This window comes from Rhodococcus sp. NPDC078407, assembly GCF_044542515.1.
Classification (GTDB): Bacteria; Actinomycetota; Actinomycetes; order Mycobacteriales; family Mycobacteriaceae; genus Rhodococcoides.
In genome coordinates this window covers 1-20,166 of record NZ_JBITUQ010000018.1, presented here as the reverse complement: position 1 = coordinate 20,166, position 20,166 = coordinate 1, and the positions used below count along the sequence as shown (strand labels likewise).

The following is a 20,166-nucleotide window of genomic DNA, read 5'->3' as shown; positions in this document are numbered from 1 at the left end:
GACGTAAAGATGCGTAAAGGTGTCGGTTTCGATCAGTCCGTTCGCAGATCTGCCGCCCGGGAGGTATGTTCTGTCCGATGACATCACGTTTGTCCGGTGTCAGCGGCTGTTGCAGGGCTGGTCGGGCGCGGGTGAGTAACGCGGTCGGGCGTGCGCCCGATGTAAAGAGAGGCTCGGTTCGAGGCCGATGACGATGTGCACTACCAATCCGCCCTTCGTCGCGCCACGAAGTACCAACGAGACCACGTCGGACGTTCACCTCACGGTGGAGCACGCTAACAGGGAAGTCGAGGCCGTGCGCAGAGACAAGAGCTACCTCAGACTCGTTGGATCGAGCACGCCGGAGCCCACCATCGAGGCTGTCGGCGGACCCAAGACCATTACCGTTCACGTCGAGAACGTGCTGCCAGGGCAGATGTGCGAGATCCTGCACAACGGCATGCTGTCGCTGAGCCACCGCGTCATCGTCGAAGGCAACATCTCGAGCATCGACATCACCACGTTCGCCCTCAAGCCGGGCGAGTACAACGTGTCGCTGCGTCTCGACGGCCGCTTGGACTGCGTCACCGAGTCGCAGACCGTCGTCGTCGGCGAGCAGCTGGAAGTTCGCCGCAGCTCGTAGGAATGCCTGCGCGACCCGTCGGCCGTGACCGCGTTCCGGTTGGTGTCGGGTGATGCAGTTCCTGCCGCCCCTGTGGGTGTCACAAGCACTCGAGGGCGGCCCTTAACCAGGTCTTTTCATACAGTTCCCGCGCGGTGTCCCCGCTGCCCGCCGGGGTTCGACAAAACCGAGCCATCCACGCCGCACACGACGGCGTGGGTGGCTCAGTGCGTTGTGGGCGGCAGCGCCGATCCTCTGAGTCGAACGTCGATGATGCCGGTGCAGCAATGACAAGAGGGCTTGACTTCTGCTGACAAGTCCGCTTGACTTTTGGCATGAGTAACGCGCTGAGGACCAATGCGGTGCGTGAACATCGAAAGGCTGCGCGGCTGACCCAGGCGGAGCTCGGAAAAGTCTGCGGAGTGTCCCGCCAGAGCATCGTCTCCGTCGAAGGTGGCGACTATGCACCGAGCGTCTATTTGGCACTGAAGCTGGCCAGAGCGTTGGACACCACGGTCGAAATATTGTTCGGAGACGAGGAGTGACATGAGGGCATTCACCAAGACCATGCGATTCGTCGGCGATCTGGACGACGAGTTTTACGACGACGAACGCCAGCGGGATGTGTGGAACGAGGCCTCCGCCGTCGGCTTTCAAATGTTCTACTGGGCGGCGATCATCGGCGCTGCGATTCTGGCGTGGACGGCGAACACGACCGGAGTGTGGATAGCGCTGGGGATCATCGTCGTAGCCACATTCATCAGCTACGCAACCCTCGGGTACTCGGCTGCGCGTGGGGTGAACATGTACACCGCAGCCAAGCTGGGACGGGTCAGAGGCGTCGTTGTCGCTGCCATCATCGCGGTCGGCTCCTTCGGGGTCCTGATCAGACTGCAGCCGGACGTCTACTCGCAGGCGAGCTCGTGGGCCGGGGCAGTCGTGGGTGCCATCGCGGCGGGCGTCGTTGTCGCACTGAGCATCCGGCAGATGCGCAAGCGCAACGCGCGCTTCGAGGCCGAGGAGATCTGAGCAGGAGCTTGACCTTGACGCAGCGTCAATCGTGATGATCGAGGCATGAATCGCATCCGTCTCGCCGTCCCGTTGTACATCGGTGGCGCTTCGTTGTCGTTGTTCGGCAACTCAGCCATCACGATCGTTCTGCCCTGGTTGGTGTTGGCCACGACGGGAAGTCTGTCGTCGGCCGGTCTGATCGCGGCGGCAGCGGGCATCGCCGCGGTGCCGGCCACATTCGCCGGTGGTCGACTGATCGACCGATTCGGGGCACGCAACGTAGCCGTCGTCTCCGATCTGGGCAGCGCGGCCGCAGTACTCGGTCTGCTCGTGGTGGATACGACGGTGGGGTTGTCGGTGCCATGGTTCGTGGTGTTGGGAGTCGCAGGCGCTGTTTTCGACGTTCCGGGCATGACTGCGCGTCAGGCAATGCTCGCCGACGTGGCGTCGATCTCGGGAACGTCGGTCGGGACAGTGGCCGGCCTCTTTCAGACGGGGTTCTCACTGGCGTTCCTGGCCGGCCCGGCGCTGGCGGGGCTGCTGTTGAGCATGCTGGACCCGATCGACGTCGTTGCCGTCACCGCCGCTTCGTCCGCGGCCGCTGCGGTGCTGACCGCGTTGGTTCCGGTCATGGGGCAGGCATTCCAGAGTGCTGCCGCGGGTGCCGGGAGTGCCCTGGACCTGATCCGAGCCACCCCCGCGCTGCGGGCGATGCTGGTTATCGCGTTCTTCGCCAGCCTGGTAACTCCGCCCATGATCAGCCTCCTGCTGCCGGGCCACTTCAACGAGATCGGCGAACCCGGGCAGCTGGGCCTGGCGATGTCGGCGTTCGCCGTCGGCGCGCTGGCAGGGTCGGCGCTGTTCGTCGTGCTGGCCGCCAGATCACGACGCGCCACCTTCGTGACGGGAATGGCAGCGATGACGACCGGAATCTGGCTGCTCGCGCAGCTGAACGGTTTCTGGATCATCGCGGCCGGCATGCTGGTCATGGGACTCGGATCCGGGCTGTTCGGCCCGATCTGGAATACCTATGTGGCCGAACAGGTTCCCGCAGACGCTCGCGGACGCGTCCTGAGCTGGCTCAACATGGGAGGGCTTCTCGCCGGTCCAATGGGGCTGGGGCTGATGTCGGTGGTGCTGATCGGCGGGGACCTGGGCCTCGGGGCCGTCGTCATGGGAGTCGGCTGGACCGCCGTCGCCGCCTACGCAGTGCTGAGCCCGGGTGCGCGCGAGCTGACCGCACCGGTGCCCGAATCGGCCGAGGTGGACAGTTGATCGGCAAGAATGGTTTCCGTGCTGCGCATCGGTGAGTTGGCTTCGTACGTGGGGGTGACGTGCAGGGAGCGTGGCATCGAGCCCCCCCCCGGACCACGGCGACGGCCAGGGGGTTCGTCAGTCCTCCACGATCAGTGACGGAGTGTCGCGGCGGAGGATGTCGCCCTTGAAGAATTCGGGCTTGCGCAGTGCGACCACTGCCATGACGATCATGCCGAGAACGATGATGCCGACGCCGATGACGAAGACCATTCCGATGCCGAACAGTGATGAGCCGCTGCCGAATTCGGGGTCCCAAGCATCGACCGAGGTTTGCAGGAACACCACGGCCATTCCGACGCCGCCCAGTAGGGGCGCGAGGAACTTGAAGAACACGTTGCGGGTACTGGTGAACAGTTCCTCGCGGAAGTACCAGACGCACGCGAACGCCGTGATGCCGTAGTAGAAGCAGATCATCAGTCCCAGAGCAGCAATGGTGTCGGTGAGCACGTTGTCGCTCACCACTCGCATCACGGCGTAGAAGCCGGCCGACGCGCCGCCCGCCACCAGCGTCGCGAAGCCCGGAGTGCTGAATCGCGGTGTGATGGAGGCGAACCGCTTGGGCAGGGCCTGATAATGACCCATCGCGAGCAAGGTGCGGGCCGGTGAGATGAACGTGGCCTGCAACGAACTGGCGGAGCTGCTCAGTACGGCCAAAGAGAGGAGAATTGCGAACGGACCCATCACCGGCCCGGCGAGGGCGGCGAACACGTTGTCGGTGGTGTCGGGATTCTGCAGTCCGTTTCCGGTGTCGCCGGTGCCGGCGAACAGCAGGGTGGCCACGGCCGTGAGCAAGTACAGAACGATGATGAAGAATACCGTGACCAGTGCTGCGCGGCCGGGAATCTTTGCGCTGCCGGAGGTTTCCTCGTTGACCGTCAGACAGACGTCCCAACCCCAGTACATGAAGATCGACAGTGACAGTCCGGCCGTGAACGCAGAGAAGCTCGGGATGCCGAACGGATCGAACCAGTCCAGACCGAACGAGATGTCCTGGGCCCCGTCGCCCGAACCGACTTTGACGAACGCAGCGATGATGAACCAGGCCATCACCAGTAGCTGGAACCCGAGCATGGTGTATTGGACGCGCTTGGTTTCCTGCATACCGCGGTAACACAACAACGCGGCCAGAGCCATGAAAATCAAACACGTGACGATGTTGAGGAGCTTGTTTCCGGTCAGGTCGGCCAGCGAATCGTTGCTGGTGACCTGGGCGAGAAAGAGGTAGAAGAAGTCGACAGCCACTCCGGCGAGGTTCGAAAGCACGATGATGGTGGCGGCGATCAGGCCCCACCCGCCCATCCAGCCGACGTAGGGGCCGAAAGCTTTCGACGCCCACGTGAACGACGTGCCGCTGTCGGGCTCGGCCGCGTTCAGCTCTCGATAGCCCAACGCCACCAACAACATCGGGATGAAGCCGACGATGAAGATCGCTGGCAGGTGCACCCCGACCTCGGTGACCGTCGGCCCGAGTGACGCGGTGAGTGCGTACGCGGGTGCGATGGTCGAGATGCCCAGGACCACACTGGCGAGCAACCCGAGCTGGCCGGCAGACAGGCCCTTGGACTCGACGTCCACTACCTTGTGCTCATTCATCGCCGGCCTCTCTCGGAACAACGATCATCGGAACGGGAACGACCCGAAGCATCTTCGCGGCAACCGATCCCAGGAAAAGACGATGCGGCTGGGCGAGTCGAGACGAGCCGACCATCAACACGTCGCCATCGTGCCAGTCCAGCGAGGACGCGGCCTTCTCTATTCCGGAGCCCTCGGCGACCGTCAACTGCACCTCAGATCCCGCGGGCAATTCCGCTTGTACGGCGCGCAAGAGATCCTGGGCCTTGGCGAGACCTGCTGGCCCCTGCGCCGACTGCTTGTCTGCGGAAACGAGAGACAGCAAGCGCAGCGGCAACTCGGCGGTGGCTGACAGGTTGGCGGCTGCTTCGACGAGTTCTGCTGCACCCGGCCTGTTTCCGATGGCGCAGGTGATCTCCCGAATCCGCTTCGGGGGAGAGTGCCGATAACCCCGCGGTGCCAGCGCGAGGGGAACGTGCGCGACGTGCAGCAGATCGCTGGTGACGGTACCGATCGAATGTCGACCGAGCAGACCGTCACCGGCCGCACCAACCACGATCATGTACGCGTCGAACTCTAGGACGGCGTCGAGCAGGCCCTGTGCGAAGGATTCGTCGAAGAGCAGGTGGGTACGGGCCTCGACGTCCTCGGGCACCAATGTCAGTGCCTCGGCCAACCATTCGGTGGCCTGGTCGATCAGGATGTCGTCGTACCCCGCCTCGACCGGCGCTTTGGACGGTATCGGTCGCTCCTGCGGCAGCACCAGGCAGATGTCCAGTGATGCTTGCACAGAGCGCGCGAGCGTTGCCCCCAGGGCGATTCCGTCCGCGCCACTCGGTGTTGCCTGATACCCCACGATCAAACGCATGGGCGAGCCTTCCGTGAGGTCGGGCGAACTAGTGACAGGTGCTGCCGGGATCGGTGTGGCAGTGCTTCGGCTCCGACGGAGCGACGTCGAGCGAGGGGTTTCGGTCGAAGAAGCCGAAAGGCTTGAGCCAGAACGAGACAGTGTCGGACGGCATCACCGGCCAGTCCTCGGGCCGGGTGATGTGGTGAATTCCGAAGGTGTACCAGACGACGACGTCGGTGTTCTCGATGTTCCGATTCGCCTCGGTCCACTCCGGCAGACCGTGATCGACGCCGCTCTGATTGACGAATTCACCGCTGGGCCAACGCTCGTCGGGAGAATTGGGGGTGACCCACACCGTATAGCCGATCACCTGGGACCGCTGGAAGATGGGTGACGCCGGATCGAACATCGCCGGGATCGCCGAGCCCGGAACCAACTTGTACGCCGGCCGGGTGCCCAGCCCGTTGGTGACGTTGTCGTTGACCACCTTCCACGCCTTCTGCGTGTTCCAGTCGTAGTCCTGCTTGCCCTCGGCCTCGGTGGTGAGCGGGGTGTTCACCTGGGTCAGGGCGAGCCCGTACGGATTGTCCGGCCCCATCGGAACCATCTGCGTCTGGCTCGAATACACGGTGTTCTCGGTACCGTCGATGTCCAGATCGAGACGGGCGACGAGGAAATGCTGGTGGTACGGCGCGTACGTGCGGTTGTCGATCAGCGTGCCGGACGGGTGGGTGCCACCTTCGTCGAAGTGAGTGACGACCATGATGCCGGTCGCGCGCACCTCACACTCGATGTTGCCGTCCTGATAGAACCGCCAGTAGACCAGGTACTCGTAGTTGGCGACGGTGGCATGGAAGCTGACCGTGAGGCGACGCATACGCCGCACCTCGGCACCGGCGTCGTGATCGACGTGCTTCCACAGCACAGCGTTGTCTTCCTCGTGGATGCAGATCGCATTGGTGATCGTGTACGGCTCGCCCTTGCTGTTGTGCAGCACGGCGTCGAGGTACCGGATCTCACCGAGGCAGTCGCAACCGAGCTCGAGCGAGGTGGTCATGAAGCCCAGGCCCCACTCGCCGATGTCGAACGCAGTGCGGCGGTAGTGGTCCTCGGTGTGATCGCGATACGGAACGATCATCTCTGCGAACGATATTCGATTCGCAACGGATCGCACGTTCCCGTTGTCGTTGTAGCTGACGGCGTGCAGAGTCATGCCTTCGCGGTAGTTGAACCCCACTCGAAGCGACCAGTTCTGCCACGTCAGCTTGTTGCCGTCCAACTCGAACGACGGACCGTCGGGCTGGGTGATCTCCAGCGGCTTCAGCGGCGGACGGCTACTGGCGTTGCGGATGCGTTCCGGAATGTGGCGAGGAACGTACTCGCCCATGATCTCCGGCCGCTCGACGCGATACGTGTCCTCGATCTCGAGCAGTTCCATCGTGTTGGCGTCGATGACGCAGTGGAATCCGCCCACCGGTCCCGCATACGGGTTGGCACCCTCTGCCGCTTTGACCCACGTGTCGGACCAGCCAAGGCGTCGACCCTTGTACTTCTCGGGCGTCACTGCCTCGCCGTACGTCCAGGTATCCATGAACACCAGACTGAGATCAGTGATCCCGCGATCGGCAAGTGCGGCAATCACATCCGGGTGGGCACGCAGCGCCGCGTCTGCCTCTTCCCACTCGTCGACGGTGAAGTTGGGCTGCACGTCGGGAATATGCGTCCACGACTCGGTGGTGCGATCGTCGAGTGATACCACGGCCTTGAACGTGGTGTTCTCGGCGCGGTTCAACACCACCGAGATTGCTCGACGGGCCGGCACGGTACCGTCCGCGTCGAATGCGGCGACCTCGGACTTGGACGGTTCGATCATCTCGATCGAAGCAAATCGCCACCCGTCGCCGACGCCGTGATCGCGGCCGAGAACCTCTGCGACGGAGGTGAATTCGTCACTGGACAGTGGGTCGAGTGGATGAGAATTCATCGAAGAGTCTCCGTCGAGCTCATCACGTGCTTGATGCGGGTGTAGTCGTCCACGCCGTAGGCCGACAGGTCCTTGCCGTAGCCGGAGTACTTGAATCCGCCGTGCGGCATCTCGGCGACCAGTGGGATGTGGCAGTTGACCCACACGGCACCGAAGTCGAGGGCTGCCGAGACCCGAAGTGTGCGTGCGTGATCGGAAGTCCAGACGCTCGACGCGAGACCGAAGTCGACGTCGTTGGCAAGCTGGATCGCCTCTGCCTCGTCGGAGAACTTCTGCACCGTGAGGACCGGGCCGAACGTCTCCTCCTGCACGATGGGATCGGACTGCTGCACGCCGGTGATGATGGTGGGTTCGTAGAAGAAGCCCTTGTCGCCCAAGCGTTTTCCGCCGGTGACGATGGTGGCATGTGCGCCGATACCGTCGACCTTGGAGCTCACCTGGCCGAAGTGGTTGACGTTGTTCAGTGGTCCGAGGAAGGTGTCGGGGTCGTCGGGCAACCCGACCTTCAGGGTCTTCGCCTTGGCGACGAGGGCGTCGACGAGGGAATCGTGCACCGACTCGTGCACCAGGACACGGGTTACGGCGGTGCAGTCCTGGCCGGCATTGAAGAACGCTGCCTCGGCGATACCGTCGGCCGCCTTGACGATGTCCACATCGTCGAAGACGATGGCCGGTGCCTTGCCACCGAGTTCGAGGTGCGCCCGCTTGAGCTGCTTCGCGGCGGCCACGGCGACGGCGATGCCGGCGCGGACGGATCCGGTGATCGAGACCAGGCCGGGCGTCTTGTGCTCGACGATGGCTGCGCCGGTGCCGCCGTTGCCGAGGACGACGTTCAGCACGCCGTCGGGGACGATGCCCTTCGACAGCTTCGCCAGCACCAGGGTGCTCTCGGGGGTGGTGTCACTCGGCTTGAGGACGACGGTGTTACCGGCCGCCAGCGCGGGTCCGATCTTCCAGATCGCCATCATGAACGGGTAGTTCCACGGTGTCACCTGTCCGACGACGCCGATCGGTTCGCGGCGAACATAGGAGGTGAAGCCGTCCATGTACTCGCCGGCCGATTTGCCCTCGAGCATGCGGGCCGCACCTGCGAAGAACCGGATCTGATCCGCGCCGACAGTCACTTCCTCGGCAGCGATGGTGGCTTTGGGCTGGCCGGTGTTGCGGCTCTGTGCTTCGACGATCTCGTCGCTGTGGGCCTCGATCGCATCGGCGAGCTTCAGCAATACCTTCTGCCGTTCACTGGGAGTCGTCTTGCCCCAGGTCTCGAAAGCCTTGGCCGCGGCGGTCATCGCGGCATCGACATCGGAAGCATCGGAAATCGGGGCGTGAGCTACCACCGACTCGTCCACAGGAGAGACGACATCGAGCATCTCGGTACCCGACGGCGTCACGAATGCCCCGTCGATGTAGTTCTGCAGGACAGGCACCGTCATCACAACCCCTAGCGTCGACTATTTCAGTTCTGCAAAGCCTGCACCTACGCGCGAGACTTTGCCACCCGACAATATGTCCACCCCATCACGATGGATCAGGACGAAACGTCGCGAGAGTCGGCCAGTGCTCGAACGCCGGCGATGTAGGTGGCCAGTCCTAGCTTCTCGAACGCGGCTCGGGAGCTGGGATCGCCGAGGAGTTCGGCCGACGCCAGAATGTTCGGGAACTGGTTCGGGTCGAGTGATTCCATCGTCGACGCCACCTCTTGTTCGACGTGTGCCCGACGCTCCGACGAGACTTCGACGCCGCCGGAGAGGGGGCCGGTGAACAAGGGCTCGGTGACGAGCGAGATGGCGACGCGAACGCCGTGGCGGGCCAATTGGGTGGCGTCGGTAAGGGAGAAACCGGCATCGCCGAGCGCCTTGAGCGCTACCTCCATTGCCTCTCTGCTGTTCGGGGAGAACAACATTCGCGGAACGGCGATGTCCGCTGCACCCGGATGAGCTCGCAAGGCTCGCATGAAGTCTTCGAGCACGGTGCCTAGCTGTTCCCACCACGGTGCCGAGGAATCGCCGGTGAGCTCGAGTTCTTGGCAGACGCGGTCGCCCATGGCGTCGAGTAGCTCGTCCTTGTTCTTCACGTGCCAGTAGATGGCCATCGGGGAGACGTTCAGTTCGGTGGCGATCTTGCGGATCGTGAGGGAGTCCAAGCCGTGACGGTATGCGACGTCGAGAGCGGCGTCGACGACGGCAGTCCTGGTCAGGCGAGGCATCGGCAGAACTATACAGGTGTACGAGTTGGTGCTAGCGTGAGTTGTACTTAGTACGAGAAAGGGGTGGGAGATGGACGACGTCATCCTCGTCGGCGGTGGGATCATGAGCGCGACCCTCGGGGCACTGCTGCAGAGACTGGAACCAACCTGGTCGATTCGGGTGCTCGAGCGCTTGCCTCGAGTAGCGGCGGAAGCGTCCGATGGTTGGAACAACGCCGGAACCGGACATGCCGGTCTGTGCGAAACCAATTACACGACAATGCGATCCGACGGTTCCGTCGACATAGATCGAGCCGTGCGGATCGCCGAGCAGTTCGCGACGACCCGTCGCTTCTGGTCGACGCTGCCTCGGGCCGACTTCGTCCGGACTGTACCCCACATGACGTTGGTGCAGGGTGCCGACAACGTCGAGTTCCTCCGCGGCCGGCACCGCGCGCTGCGTGCACACCCACTGTTCGAGGCGATGGAGTACACGGAAGATGCTGCGGTGCTGCAGCAATGGTCACCACTGGTGGCAGAGGGCCGTACCGGTAGATGGGCTGCGACAAGAGATGTCACGGGTACCGACGTCGACTTCGGCGCAGCGACGCGGCAGCTGTTCGACGCCATGACAACGGCAGGGGCAAGTGTGGAGACCGGACGCGAAGTACGGGGGCTTTCGCAGGATCGAGACGGATCCTGGCGACTCGACGTGCGGGGCGGTCGGCCGGTGGAGCGAGCTCGATTCGTGTTCGTAGGTGCCGGCGGATGGGCTCTGAAGTTGCTGCGCCGAGCCGGAGTTCCCGAGGCGCGGGGCTACGGCCTGTTGCCGATCAGTGGACAATTTCTGCGCTGCGACCGGAGCGAGGTGGTCGATCGCCACGACGCCAAGGTGTACGGGACGCCGCCCATCGGTGCGCCGCCGATGTCGGTGCCGCACCTTGACACTCGCATCGTCGACGGGCAGCGCTCCATCCTGTTCGGCCCGTACGCCGGTGCGAACCCCAAGTTTCTGAAACACGGATCGCTGCTGGACCTTCCGGGATCGGTCAACCGGGACAACATCGGCTCGTTGCTATCGATGGCCCGGGCCAACACGCCGTTGATCGGGCTACTGCTCTCCGAGTTGACCGCCACTCGAGGGAAGAAGATCGCCGCGCTACGTGAGTTCGTACCGAGTGCTGATTCGGCCGACTGGTCCATCGCCAGCGCTGGCCAACGCGCCCAGATCGTGAAGAACGGCGAACTGCGGTTCGGTACCGAAGTGGTTGCCTCTCAGGACGGCACCATCGCCTCTGTACTCGGTGCATCCCCGGGTGCCTCGACGGCTGTACCCATCATGCTCGAGGTGCTGAGCACGTGTTTTCCGGCCCGACGGTGGGACTCTCGTCTTCGCGAGTTGCTCACCGGCTAGCCTGAGATAATGACGGACACCGAGGTGGGATACCGGCAGATTGCCGACGGGACCTGGGCTTTCATGCGACCTCCCGGCAGTTGGGGACAGACCAACACCGGACTGATCGTGGCACCCGCATCCGCGTCGATGCTGATCGACACAGTGTGGGACGTGAACTGGGCGGAGCGGGTCGTGGCCGACACCGCCGAACTGGTGGCCGACGCGCCGATAACCGAAGTGCTCAACACGCACTCGGACGGTGATCACTGGTGGGGAAACGACAGCGTTCCGGCGTCCGCGCGCATCACCACCAGTGCTGCATCTCTGCACGCGATGAAAGAGGAAACACAACCGAAAGGGGTGGACGCGTTCGCCTCCTTCGGCAAGGCGGTCGGCTGGGTGCCCGGACCGGTCGGGGCGATGGGCTCGTACATGAACCGCGTTCGCGGCGACGCGGTGTTCCCCTCGACGCTGCCCCGGCTGCCCGACCACACGTTCGAGACCGCCGAAACCATCGACGTGGCAGGCAGATCCGTTCATCTGAGGTATCTCGGTCCGGCACACACCGAGGGCGATCTGATCGCGCACCTACCCGACGCCGGAGTCGTGTTCGCCGGCGATCTGCTGTTCATCGACGCCACTCCTGTGCTCTGGCACGGTCCGCTGCAGAACTGGATCGATGCCCTCGATCACCTGCTCGAACTCGACGCCGACGTCTACGTTCCCGGGCACGGCCCGCTGTGCGGCACCGACGAGATCCGCGCAGTGCGCAACTACTGGAGTTGGGTATCGGAGGCCGGACGCAGCTGCTTCGACGCCGGCCTCGGCTCCACCGAGGCCGCGCTGAATCTGCTGAAGTCCACCGAATTCGGACAGTATGCGCGTTGGGACTCGCCGGAGCGACTGATCCTCAGCATGAGCACCCTCTACCGACTGTGGCGAGGTGAACCGCCCGCGCCACCCACGCTGTCGCGTCGAGCACGGGCGTTCGCGGACGCGGGGCGGTTCCTGCGAGAGCGCTAGGCGAACTCTTGCGTCAACGACGCAGCGTGCGCGAACAGTGTCGACAGATCCGAAAGATCCGACGGCGGTTCGAGGACGACGGTGGTAGCCCCGGCGTCGATCCAGCGGTGGGCATCGATCGGGGCCCCATCGGCACCGAACGACACGTAGACGACAACGTCGTGGTCGGGCCCGCCGTCGATGTGGCCGATGGCGGTGGTCACCTGTTCCGGTGTGGTCTCGCTGGTGAGAATGGTTCCGGCACTGCGCCGGCCGCTCAAAGCAAGTGTCTTCGGCCCGGTCGCTCCGACGAGAAGCGGCGGCGGTGGCAGCGGCGGCCAGGTCAATTTCACCCCGTCGAGCGAGACGTACCGACCCTGCACGGTGACGCTGTCGCCTGCCAGCAGGCTTGTCAGCGCGGTCATCTGCTCGTCCAGCAAGGTCAGGGGGACTGCACTCGGCCACCGATCTGTCCCATCCACGACTGAACACCGTGTCCGAGTCCGACGCGCAGCCGCCCCGGATGGATCCGCGCTACGGTCGCGATTTCCATGGCTGTGGCTGCCACGTTCCGCATCGGAGTGGGCAACACCCCGATTCCGACGTTCACGTGTTCGGTATTCGCGAGAACCAATGCGGCAGTGGATATCCCGCCGGAGAAGAAGCAGTCCTCCCAGAGCCATACCTCATCGACACCAGATGTGTCTGCCGCGCGAGCGGCGTCGACGATGTCCTCGGGTGCCATCTCGGGCCGCAGTACCACTCCGAAACGTGTCATGACCGATCCTCCTGATCATCAGCGAACAAGGTAGGGAGACACCGAACTTCGATGCTCGTCGATGTCGAGGTCCTTGCCCAGGGGCGGGAATGCGCGCTGCGGGCAGTTCGAGCGCTCGCACACCCGGCAACCGGCCCCGATCGGAGTCGCAGCGGCCGAACCCTGCACATCCAGCCCGTCGGCGTAGACGAGCCGGCCGGCGTGGCGGAGTTCGCAGCCGAGGCCGATGGCGAAGGTCTTGCCGGGCTGGCCGTAGCGCGCAGCCCGGCGCTCCACGGTGCGCGCGATCCACAGATAGCTTCGGCCGTCGGGCATCTCGGCGATCTGCGTCATTATTTTGCCCGGATAGGCGAACGTTTCGTACACGTTCCACAGTGGGCACGTGCCACCACTCGACGAGAAATGGAAACCCGTGGCGGACTGACGCTTCGACATGTTCCCCGCGCGATCGACGCGCACGAAGGAGAACGGCACACCGCGCAGCTCGGGCCTTTGCAAGGTGGACAGTCGATGGCAGATGGTCTCGTAACTGACCGAGAAGAAAGCCGAGAGCCGCTCGATGTCATAGCGAAAATCCTCGGCCACGTCGTGGAACTGGTGGTACGGCAACACCGTCGCGGCGGCGAAATAGTTCGCGAAACCGAGGACTGCCAACTTCTTCGACGACTCACTGGTGAAGTTGCCCTCGTCGGCCATCTTGTTCAGCAGATCCCCGCATTCGAGGTAGGCGAGTTCGGCGGCGTATCTGAACACCTTCTGCCCACCGGAGAGATGAGGTGAAATCTCCAGTACGCGCGTCTGCGGATCGAACCGATGCAGCACGTTCTCGCCGAGGTCGATGCGATTGACGATCTGCACATCGTGCACCGTCCGCAGTCGCTTGGCGATTTCGCCGCCTACGTCTGCGCGATGGAATCGAATCCGCGAGGTCAAAGCCTCTGCCGCAGTGTCCAATTCGTGCAGGTAATTCTGCCGCTGATAGAAGTGATCGCGTACTTCCTCGTGCGGTTTGCTGATGGAACCACTGCCACTGCCGTCGGAGAATCGCTCCTCGGTGGCAGCCAACAGCTGAGCCGTCGTATTGCGGTATCGGCGGTGCATGTTGACCATCGCCCGTGCCAGTTGCGGGTGCGAGCTGACCATCTGGGCGATCTCGTGCGCGTCGGCGTCGATGTCCATGTCTTGATCGAGCGCGACTTCGCGGAGCTCGGCCACCAATCTGGTGTCGTCCTCGGAGGAGAAGAACGACGTGTCGACGCCGAACACCTCGGAAATGCGGAGCAGTACCGGCACCGTCAACGGCCGCACGTCGTGCTCGATCTGGTTGAGGTAGCTGGCCGAGATCCCGAGCTTCTGCGCGAGCGAAACCTGGCTCATGCTGCGTTCGCTGCGGAGCTGCCGAAGCCGCACGCCGACGAAGGTTTTGGACACATCGCCAGGCTACGCCTGCGAAGAATCGCCTTGGCAATGTTTGCAAACAGCTGCTGGATCACAATTCGGTGAGCATCGGGAACATTAGCCGAAGTAAAGGCGTATACCGGTATACGAGCCATTCACCACGCACTTCGAGGAGCGGTCATGTCCAACCGTCAACGCACATCGGGAATCGTCAGGGACGTCGTCGTCTTCGTCACCGGAGCGGTATTGGTCGCATCCACCGTCTGGCTCCCGGTTCAGGGGGACCAGGAGGTGACCGGTGCCATCCTCGTTCTCGGCATACTCGCCGCGTGGTCCGCACTGTGGGCCATCGGATCCGCGTCGCGGCAAAGTCATTGGACCCACGTCGGCCTCGGTCTGCTGCTCGCGGTCTCGCCTGCATTGATGGTCTTTCCATCCGGATTGTTGGCCGCGGATCTGTTTGCCATCATCGGCGGACTGGTGATTGCCGCGATGGGTACGCTGGGAGTGATTTCCTCGCGTCGGTCACCCGTTGCCTCGCGGGTGGTGGCGTCGAGCGAGAGGTCCGGCGTTCGGATCTGACCCTGCAACTGGTGCTCCACTCCGTGGGGTGTGCGCGAGAAAACTCACGCCCGCCCCGGCGAGTGGAGCATTACGTGCACTCATCGCCGCGATTGACGACGCCGCCTGAGTACCGCAGCGATCTCGCTCGCAATGGCATCCGGTGCGGCCAGCACATCGAATGCCGAATAGCGCAGCACCAACCAGCCGTCGAGGATCAGCGCGTTCTGCCTGCGGCGGTCCTTGCTGAACACCCCTGCATCACTGTGGAATTCGCGACCGTCCACTTCGATGATCGTTCGGCTTCGTCGGTCGACGAAATCGCAGACGTACGGGCCGACGGCAGCGGTCATGTCCAGGCGAAGCCCTAGCCGATGCAGCGCTCGTCCCAACGCCCGCTCCGGTTCCGAGGCAAACCTCGACACCGCCAACCGGACTTGCCGCGCCAATTCTGCGTTACCGCGCCGTCCCGGGTGGCACGCGAGCAGGCGTAGTAGCCCAGCAGGGTCGAGACCGAACTTCAGACGCTCGTCGATCAGCAACTCGGCCTCCGGTCGGGGGAGTATCGCCAGGCAATCGAGCATCGTCTGCGCAGGGTTGGTGCAGGGGAGCGTCTCGACCTCGTCGACGAGTGTGGAGTCGAGCGCGCGACGGTGCAGCCGAAGCCACGTCGGAGGTCGCAGCCGCGAAGACCGAGGGACAGTGGCGTCGAGCATTGCCGGCTCGGTTGTCCAACCGCGTAGATATGCGGCCGACCGATGGCTGAGCACCGTGTCGGGTCGCCACAGGGTGATGGCGTGACACCGATCCATCGTCGAGGGCTGCCCAGCGATGTAGACCTCCGGGAGAACGCGAGTGAAGCAACGGGAGACGGTGCTCGGATGCAATCCGGAGGCGACGAGCTCGCGAAGGGTGGCGGGAGTGGAGCCTGCGGAATGACGTTTGCGAGCGGGAGTGGAGCCTGCGGAATGACCTTTGTGAGCGGGAGTGGAGCCTGCGGAATGACCTTTGTGAGCGGGAGTGGAGCCTGCGGTGGGTGTCATGGGTGCACTGTCGGGCATGTCGCAGGTCGACTCGGATGGCCGAGCTGGGGGAATGGGCTGCCCTGTTGATAACTGCGTGCCTGTGGATGGGTGCACGGCATGCTCCACTCGGTGGCGTCGTGTGGGGGATTCCGGCGAAAGTGGTGTCGAGTGGAGCAACCCGCGCATGTTCATAATGTGGGAACCGAGTAATGTGAGCTCGGTCACATCACGGGCAACTTCTGACTCGATTCAGACGCGGCGGTGAAACCGTACGAGCGTCCTGTATGAGTTTTTGTGCATTGCGTTCATCAACTGGGGATTCGTCGCTACCGACGAGTAACCACGCTGCCCGATCGGCGAGGTATGTGAGCCCCAAAAATTCGCAGACTTAGCAAAGGGCTCTGGAAAGCTAGCCAAGATTGGCACTAACAACTGGTAGACGCTTGTTTTCGGTTGTGCCATTGTTTTGGAGTACACCAGAAGGGCCTGGCAACGATGTGAAGATTCGTCTCGAGGCAGGCCGAGAAGCAGAAGAGACTGGAGCTGAAGATGTCGACCACCGGCACCCCGAAGACCACCGCCGAGATCCAGCAGGATTGGGACACCAACCCTCGCTGGAAGGGCGTCACCCGTAACTTCACCGCGCAGCAGGTCTCCGACCTCCAGGGCACCGTCGTCGAAGAAGCGACACTCGCTCGCCGCGGCAGCGAGATCCTGTGGGATCTCGTGAACAACGAGGACTACATCAACTCGCTCGGTGCCCTCACCGGTAACCAGGCCGTGCAGCAGATTCGCGCCGGCCTCCAGGCGATCTACCTCTCCGGCTGGCAGGTCGCCGGCGACGCGAACCTCTCGGGCCACACCTACCCGGACCAGAGCCTCTACCCGGCCAACTCGGTGCCGTCGGTCGTCCGTCGCATCAACAACGCACTGCTGCGCGCCGACGAGATCGCCAAGATCGAGGGCGACACCTCGGTCAAGAACTGGCTCGCTCCCGTCGTGGCCGACGCCGAAGCCGGCTTCGGTGGCGCACTGAACGCCTACGAGCTGCAGAAGGCCATGATCGTGGCCGGCGCTGCAGGCGTGCACTGGGAAGATCAGCTCGCCTCGGAGAAGAAGTGCGGCCACCTCGGCGGCAAGGTTCTCATCCCCACCCAGCAGCACATCCGCACCCTGACCTCCGCACGTCTGGCCTCTGACGTCGCCGACGTTCCCTCGGTCATCATCGCCCGCACCGACGCCGAGGCAGCCACGCTGATCACCTCCGACGTCGACGAGCGCGACCGTGAGTTCCTCGACGGAACCCGCACCGCAGAAGGCTTCTTCGGCGTGAAGAACGGCATCGAGCCCTGCATCGCTCGCGCCAAGGCCTACGCACCGTACGCAGACCTCATCTGGATGGAGACCGGCGTGCCGGACCTCGAGGTCGCCAAGAAGTTCTCCGAGTCGGTTCGCAGCGAGTTCCCGGACCAGCTCCTCGCCTACAACTGCTCGCCTTCGTTCAACTGGAAGGCACACCTGGACGACGCCACCATCGCGAAGTTCCAGAAGGAGCTCGGCGCAATGGGCTTCAAGTTCCAGTTCATCACCCTCGCCGGCTTCCACTCGCTCAACTACGGCATGTTCGACTTGGCACACGGCTACGCCCGCGAAGGCATGACCGCGTTCGTCGACCTGCAGGAGCGCGAGTTCAAGGCTGCCGAAGAGCGCGGCTTCACCGCCATCAAGCACCAGCGTGAGGTGGGCGCGGGCTACTTCGACCGCATCGCCACCACCGTCGACCCCAACACCTCGACGGCTGCACTGAAGGGCTCCACCGAAGAAGGCCAGTTCCACTGAGCCGCCTCTCCTCGCCTTCTGCGCACTAGTCAGGCGGTCCGCAACCTTCGTTGCGGGCCGCCTGTTCTGTATTACCTGGGTCTTGGGCGTACCCGATAAGAGTTACCCCCATCTCACGAGAGATGTTGTATCGCAACGTTTTTATAAAGGAGTGTCACTGTGACGGTCGAGAGGGTGGGGATCGTCGGAGCCGGGCAGATGGGGGCTGGAATTGCCGAGGTCTGTGCCCGCGCCTATGTCGACGTCCTGGTCTACGAACAGACGCGCGAACTGGCGACGGCCGGCCGCAGCCGCGTCCTGCAATCCTTGGACCGCGGAGTGAGCAGCGGCAAGATCACCGAACGCGAGCGTGAGCACGCTGCATGCAGGCTGCGCTTCACCTTCGACCTCGCGGACTTCGCCGACCGCCAACTGGTCGTCGAAGCAGTGCTCGAGGACGAAAAGATCAAGACCGACATCTTCACCGAACTCGACGCCGTCGTGACCGACCCCGGAGCCGTGCTCGCCTCGAACACCTCCTCCATCGCCATCTCGACGCTCGCATCCGCCACCACGGACCCGAATCGGGTGGTCGGACTGCATTTCTTCAACCCGGTACCGGTGCTGCCGCTCGTCGAACTCGTCGTCACCGACGCGACCTCCGGGGCGGTTGCCGAGCGCGCCGAGAAGTTCGCAGGCGATGTTCTCGGCAAGCAGGTGGTGCGCTCGGCCGACCGCTCGGGTTTCGTCGTCAATGCGTTGCTTGTGCCCTACTTGCTGTCGGCGGTTCGGATGGTCGAATCCGGGTTCGCCACCAAGGAAGACGTCGACAAAGCAACCGTGTTGGGGCTGGCGCATCCGATGGGCCCGCTGGCGCTGGCCGATCTGATTGGCCTCGACACCGTCAAAGCCATCGCGGATTCCATGTACTCGGAGTTCGCCGAACCGCTGTTCGCTGCACCTCCGCTTCTCCTGAGCATGATCGACGCCGGGCGGATGGGTAAGAAGTCCGGAGCCGGGTTCTATCGCTACGAAAACGGCCGGGTCGCAAAGTAGTCAGTGGCTCGCATAGCGCTATTGTCGTTCTGCCAGTTCCACCACGTCGATCGCAGGGAGCGCGTCAGTGAGCAAGTCCAAGAAGTCGAACGGTCTGGTCGCCAAGGCATTCGGAATCGGGTTGGCCGCCACCGGCGCCGCCCACTTCGTGGTCCCCGAGGCATTCGAGGGCATCACCAAGCTCCCGTTCCCCAAGGACACGCGTACCTGGATCAGTCGCAACGGTGCCACCGAATTGGCCGTCGGCGTGGCGATCGCGTACCCCAAGACCCGCAAGATCGGACTGGTCGGTCTGGCAGCGTATGTTGGATGGCTCGGCGTCAATATCGCCAAGAACAGCTGAAGTTACTGTTGCGAACGACTCGTTCGAAGCGGGAATAGCCTGGTCGCAGCGGTAGCTGTGTTGCGCTTACACAGATGCGTAGGTAGCAATGTAGTCATGACTTCAGCTACCGCTTACCAGGCCACCGCTCCGGACGCGCCGCTCGAGAAGGCGACGATCGAGCGACGCGCAGTCGGACCGAACGACATCCTCATCGACGTGAAGTTCGCGGGCATCTGCCACTCCGACATCCATACCGCTCGAAACGAGTGGGGCGGTACCAGCTATCCCGTCGTCCCGGGACACGAGATCGCCGGCATCGTGGCCGAGGTGGGCTCCGAGGTCACCAGCCGCAAGGTCGGCGACCGCGTCGGCGTCGGCTGCTTCGTCGACTCCTGCGGTGAGTGTGAGGCGTGCGTCGACGGCGACGAGCAGTACTGCACCAAGGGTGTCGTCCAGACCTACAACTCGAAGACCTACGAGGGCGAGTTCACCAACGGTGGTTACTCGACCCAGATCGTCGTCACGGAGAAGTTCGTGCTCGGCATCCCGGAAGGCGTCGAACTCGACGTCGCCGCGCCGCTGCTGTGCGCCGGCATCACGCTGTACTCGCCGCTGAAGCACTGGGGAGCCGGCCCCGACAAGAAGGTCGCCATCATCGGTATGGGCGGCCTCGGCCACATCGGCGTCAAGATCGCCCACGCCATGGGCGCGCACGTCACCGTGCTGAGCCAGACGGACGCCAAGGAAGCAGACGGCAAGGCCTACGGTGCCGACGAGTACTACGCCACCAAGGACACCACCGCCCTCAAGGATCTGCAGGGCAAGTTCGACCTGATCCTGAACACCGTCTCGGCCAACCTGCCCATGGGCAAGTACCTGGGACTGCTGGCCCGCAACGGCACCCTCGTCGAGCTCGGTGTTCCCGAGAAGCCCCTCGATATCCCTGCCTTCGCCCTGTTGACCAACCGTCGCTCGTTCGCGGGCTCGATGGTCGGCGGCATCGCCGAGACCCAGGAAATGCTGGACTTCTGCGCCGAGCACCACATCGGTGCCGAGATCGAGGTCATCGCGGCCGACAAGATCAACGAGGCGTACGACCGCGTCGTCAAGTCCGACGTGCGCTACCGCTTCGTGATCGACACAGCGACACTGTAACTGTCTCGTTGTTCGCGTGAATGGTCCATTGACCTGCACTGGACCCCGCGGGTTGGACTGCTAATGCAAATCCTAGGCTGCGAGGGCCTGGGCTCGGTATCGCACCGGGCTCAGGCCGTCGAGGCGTAG

The 20,166-nt window shown here is 63.6% G+C and carries 20 protein-coding genes; 11 read left to right on the top strand and 9 right to left on the bottom strand.

The features are described from left to right. The first annotated feature begins 187 nt into the window (after nt 1-187). From ACIGGF_RS17835 to ACIGGF_RS17820, 4 genes are all read left to right on the top strand, one after another. A complete protein-coding gene (locus tag ACIGGF_RS17835) occupies nt 188-622 on the top strand; it encodes a hypothetical protein (protein ID WP_397522492.1) in 435 nt (144 codons plus the stop codon). Nucleotides 623-936: 314 nt separating this feature from the next. Continuing rightward, nucleotides 937-1,146, top strand: coding sequence for a helix-turn-helix transcriptional regulator (locus tag ACIGGF_RS17830; RefSeq protein ID WP_397522491.1), 210 nt, complete (start codon nt 937-939; stop codon nt 1,144-1,146). A gap of 1 nt (nt 1,147) precedes the next feature. Continuing rightward, on the top strand, nt 1,148-1,630 hold the full coding sequence (locus ACIGGF_RS17825; RefSeq protein WP_397522490.1) for a DUF2029 domain-containing protein: 483 nt from the start codon (nt 1,148-1,150) through the stop codon (nt 1,628-1,630). Between the two features lie 45 nt (nt 1,631-1,675). After that, nucleotides 1,676-2,887: an MFS transporter gene (locus ACIGGF_RS17820; protein WP_397522489.1), complete on the top strand. Its 1,212-nt coding sequence runs from the start codon at nt 1,676-1,678 to the stop codon at nt 2,885-2,887. A gap of 117 nt (nt 2,888-3,004) precedes the next feature. On the opposite strand, the gene ACIGGF_RS17815 is transcribed toward ACIGGF_RS17820, so the two are convergent. The 5 genes from ACIGGF_RS17815 to ACIGGF_RS17795 form a co-directional block, all read right to left on the bottom strand. Continuing rightward, nucleotides 3,005-4,522, bottom strand: coding sequence for an APC family permease (locus ACIGGF_RS17815; protein WP_397522488.1), 1,518 nt, complete (start codon nt 4,520-4,522; stop codon nt 3,005-3,007). Continuing rightward, nucleotides 4,515-5,369 carry a universal stress protein gene (locus ACIGGF_RS17810; protein ID WP_397522487.1) on the bottom strand — a complete coding sequence of 285 codons (855 nt, stop codon included), beginning with the start codon at nt 5,367-5,369 and terminating at the stop codon, nt 4,515-4,517. Before ACIGGF_RS17810 ends, ACIGGF_RS17815 begins: the two co-directional genes overlap by 8 nt. Nucleotides 5,370-5,397: 28 nt before the next feature. Continuing rightward, a complete protein-coding gene (locus tag ACIGGF_RS17805; protein WP_397522486.1) occupies nt 5,398-7,335 on the bottom strand; it encodes a primary-amine oxidase in 1,938 nt (645 codons plus the stop codon). Continuing rightward, a complete protein-coding gene (locus ACIGGF_RS17800; protein WP_397522485.1) occupies nt 7,332-8,771 on the bottom strand; it encodes a gamma-aminobutyraldehyde dehydrogenase in 1,440 nt (479 codons plus the stop codon). Before ACIGGF_RS17800 ends, ACIGGF_RS17805 begins: the two co-directional genes overlap by 4 nt. A gap of 95 nt (nt 8,772-8,866) precedes the next feature. After that, on the bottom strand, nt 8,867-9,544 hold the full coding sequence (locus ACIGGF_RS17795) for a TetR/AcrR family transcriptional regulator (protein ID WP_397522484.1): 678 nt from the start codon (nt 9,542-9,544) through the stop codon (nt 8,867-8,869). Nucleotides 9,545-9,614: 70 nt separating this feature from the next. Here ACIGGF_RS17795 and mqo point away from each other — a divergent pair, with 70 nt between their 5' ends. Together mqo and ACIGGF_RS17785 are read left to right on the top strand one after the other, a co-directional pair. Then, nucleotides 9,615-10,937 (top strand): malate dehydrogenase (quinone), encoded by a 1,323-nt coding sequence (gene mqo / locus ACIGGF_RS17790; protein WP_397522483.1) that lies wholly within the window; start codon nt 9,615-9,617, stop codon nt 10,935-10,937. Between the two features lie 9 nt (nt 10,938-10,946). Then, nucleotides 10,947-11,942 (top strand): MBL fold metallo-hydrolase, encoded by a 996-nt coding sequence (locus tag ACIGGF_RS17785; RefSeq protein WP_397522482.1) that lies wholly within the window; start codon nt 10,947-10,949, stop codon nt 11,940-11,942. Here ACIGGF_RS17785 and ACIGGF_RS17780 read toward each other — a convergent pair. From ACIGGF_RS17780 to ramB, 3 genes are read right to left on the bottom strand one after another with little or no spacing between them, the layout of a single operon-like run. Next, nucleotides 11,939-12,403 carry an LLM class flavin-dependent oxidoreductase gene (locus tag ACIGGF_RS17780; RefSeq protein WP_397522481.1) on the bottom strand — a complete coding sequence of 155 codons (465 nt, stop codon included), beginning with the start codon at nt 12,401-12,403 and terminating at the stop codon, nt 11,939-11,941. The two genes, ACIGGF_RS17785 and ACIGGF_RS17780, sit on opposite strands and share 4 nt — an antisense overlap. After that, the gene (locus ACIGGF_RS17775) at nt 12,364-12,699 is read right to left on the bottom strand and encodes an LLM class flavin-dependent oxidoreductase (protein WP_397522480.1); all 336 of its coding nucleotides are present in this window, start codon (nt 12,697-12,699) and stop codon (nt 12,364-12,366) included. The genes ACIGGF_RS17780 and ACIGGF_RS17775 overlap by 40 nt, the downstream gene beginning before the upstream one ends. 18 nt (nt 12,700-12,717) lie before the next feature. Next, a complete protein-coding gene (gene ramB, locus ACIGGF_RS17770; RefSeq protein ID WP_397522479.1) occupies nt 12,718-14,130 on the bottom strand; it encodes an acetate metabolism transcriptional regulator RamB in 1,413 nt (470 codons plus the stop codon). A gap of 147 nt (nt 14,131-14,277) precedes the next feature. Here ramB and ACIGGF_RS17765 point away from each other — a divergent pair, with 147 nt between their 5' ends. Then, nucleotides 14,278-14,679 carry a hypothetical protein gene (locus ACIGGF_RS17765; protein ID WP_397522478.1) on the top strand — a complete coding sequence of 134 codons (402 nt, stop codon included), beginning with the start codon at nt 14,278-14,280 and terminating at the stop codon, nt 14,677-14,679. Nucleotides 14,680-14,759: 80 nt separating this feature from the next. Here the strand turns inward: ACIGGF_RS17765 and ACIGGF_RS17760 are convergent, their stop codons facing one another. Further along, a complete protein-coding gene (locus ACIGGF_RS17760; protein ID WP_397522477.1) occupies nt 14,760-15,701 on the bottom strand; it encodes a DUF559 domain-containing protein in 942 nt (313 codons plus the stop codon). Nucleotides 15,702-16,232: 531 nt separating this feature from the next. Between ACIGGF_RS17760 and aceA the strand changes: the two genes are divergently transcribed. The 4 genes from aceA (at nt 16,233) to ACIGGF_RS17740 (ending at nt 20,037) form a co-directional block, all read left to right on the top strand. Beyond that, nucleotides 16,233-17,522 (top strand): isocitrate lyase, encoded by a 1,290-nt coding sequence (gene aceA / locus ACIGGF_RS17755; RefSeq protein WP_032386173.1) that lies wholly within the window; start codon nt 16,233-16,235, stop codon nt 17,520-17,522. Nucleotides 17,523-17,681: 159 nt separating this feature from the next. Next, nucleotides 17,682-18,557 carry a 3-hydroxybutyryl-CoA dehydrogenase gene (locus tag ACIGGF_RS17750; RefSeq protein ID WP_397522476.1) on the top strand — a complete coding sequence of 292 codons (876 nt, stop codon included), beginning with the start codon at nt 17,682-17,684 and terminating at the stop codon, nt 18,555-18,557. Nucleotides 18,558-18,624: 67 nt separating this feature from the next. After that, nucleotides 18,625-18,900, top strand: coding sequence for a hypothetical protein (locus ACIGGF_RS17745; protein WP_397522475.1), 276 nt, complete (start codon nt 18,625-18,627; stop codon nt 18,898-18,900). A gap of 96 nt (nt 18,901-18,996) precedes the next feature. Next, nucleotides 18,997-20,037, top strand: coding sequence for an NAD(P)-dependent alcohol dehydrogenase (locus ACIGGF_RS17740; protein ID WP_397522474.1), 1,041 nt, complete (start codon nt 18,997-18,999; stop codon nt 20,035-20,037). Nucleotides 20,038-20,166 lie beyond the last annotated feature (129 nt).

Coding starts and splice junctions, on each gene's coding strand:
- ACIGGF_RS17805 (WP_397522486.1), bottom strand. CDS start 7,335: ATGAATTCTCATCCACTCGACCCACTGTCCAGTGACGAATTCACCTCC.
- ACIGGF_RS17800 (WP_397522485.1), bottom strand. CDS start 8,771: ATGACGGTGCCTGTCCTGCAGAACTACATCGACGGGGCATTCGTGACG.
- ACIGGF_RS17785 (WP_397522482.1), top strand. CDS start 10,947: ATGACGGACACCGAGGTGGGATACCGGCAGATTGCCGACGGGACCTGG.
- ACIGGF_RS17795 (WP_397522484.1), bottom strand. CDS start 9,544: ATGCCTCGCCTGACCAGGACTGCCGTCGTCGACGCCGCTCTCGACGTC.
- mqo (WP_397522483.1), top strand. CDS start 9,615: ATGGACGACGTCATCCTCGTCGGCGGTGGGATCATGAGCGCGACCCTC.
- ACIGGF_RS17835 (WP_397522492.1), top strand. CDS start 188: ATGACGATGTGCACTACCAATCCGCCCTTCGTCGCGCCACGAAGTACC.
- ACIGGF_RS17740 (WP_397522474.1), top strand. CDS start 18,997: ATGACTTCAGCTACCGCTTACCAGGCCACCGCTCCGGACGCGCCGCTC.
- aceA (WP_032386173.1), top strand. CDS start 16,233: ATGTCGACCACCGGCACCCCGAAGACCACCGCCGAGATCCAGCAGGAT.
- ACIGGF_RS17765 (WP_397522478.1), top strand. CDS start 14,278: ATGTCCAACCGTCAACGCACATCGGGAATCGTCAGGGACGTCGTCGTC.
- ACIGGF_RS17815 (WP_397522488.1), bottom strand. CDS start 4,522: ATGAATGAGCACAAGGTAGTGGACGTCGAGTCCAAGGGCCTGTCTGCC.
- ACIGGF_RS17830 (WP_397522491.1), top strand. CDS start 937: ATGAGTAACGCGCTGAGGACCAATGCGGTGCGTGAACATCGAAAGGCT.
- ACIGGF_RS17810 (WP_397522487.1), bottom strand. CDS start 5,369: ATGCGTTTGATCGTGGGGTATCAGGCAACACCGAGTGGCGCGGACGGA.
- ACIGGF_RS17825 (WP_397522490.1), top strand. CDS start 1,148: ATGAGGGCATTCACCAAGACCATGCGATTCGTCGGCGATCTGGACGAC.
- ACIGGF_RS17760 (WP_397522477.1), bottom strand. CDS start 15,701: ATGACACCCACCGCAGGCTCCACTCCCGCTCACAAAGGTCATTCCGCA.
- ACIGGF_RS17775 (WP_397522480.1), bottom strand. CDS start 12,699: ATGACACGTTTCGGAGTGGTACTGCGGCCCGAGATGGCACCCGAGGAC.
- ACIGGF_RS17820 (WP_397522489.1), top strand. CDS start 1,676: ATGAATCGCATCCGTCTCGCCGTCCCGTTGTACATCGGTGGCGCTTCG.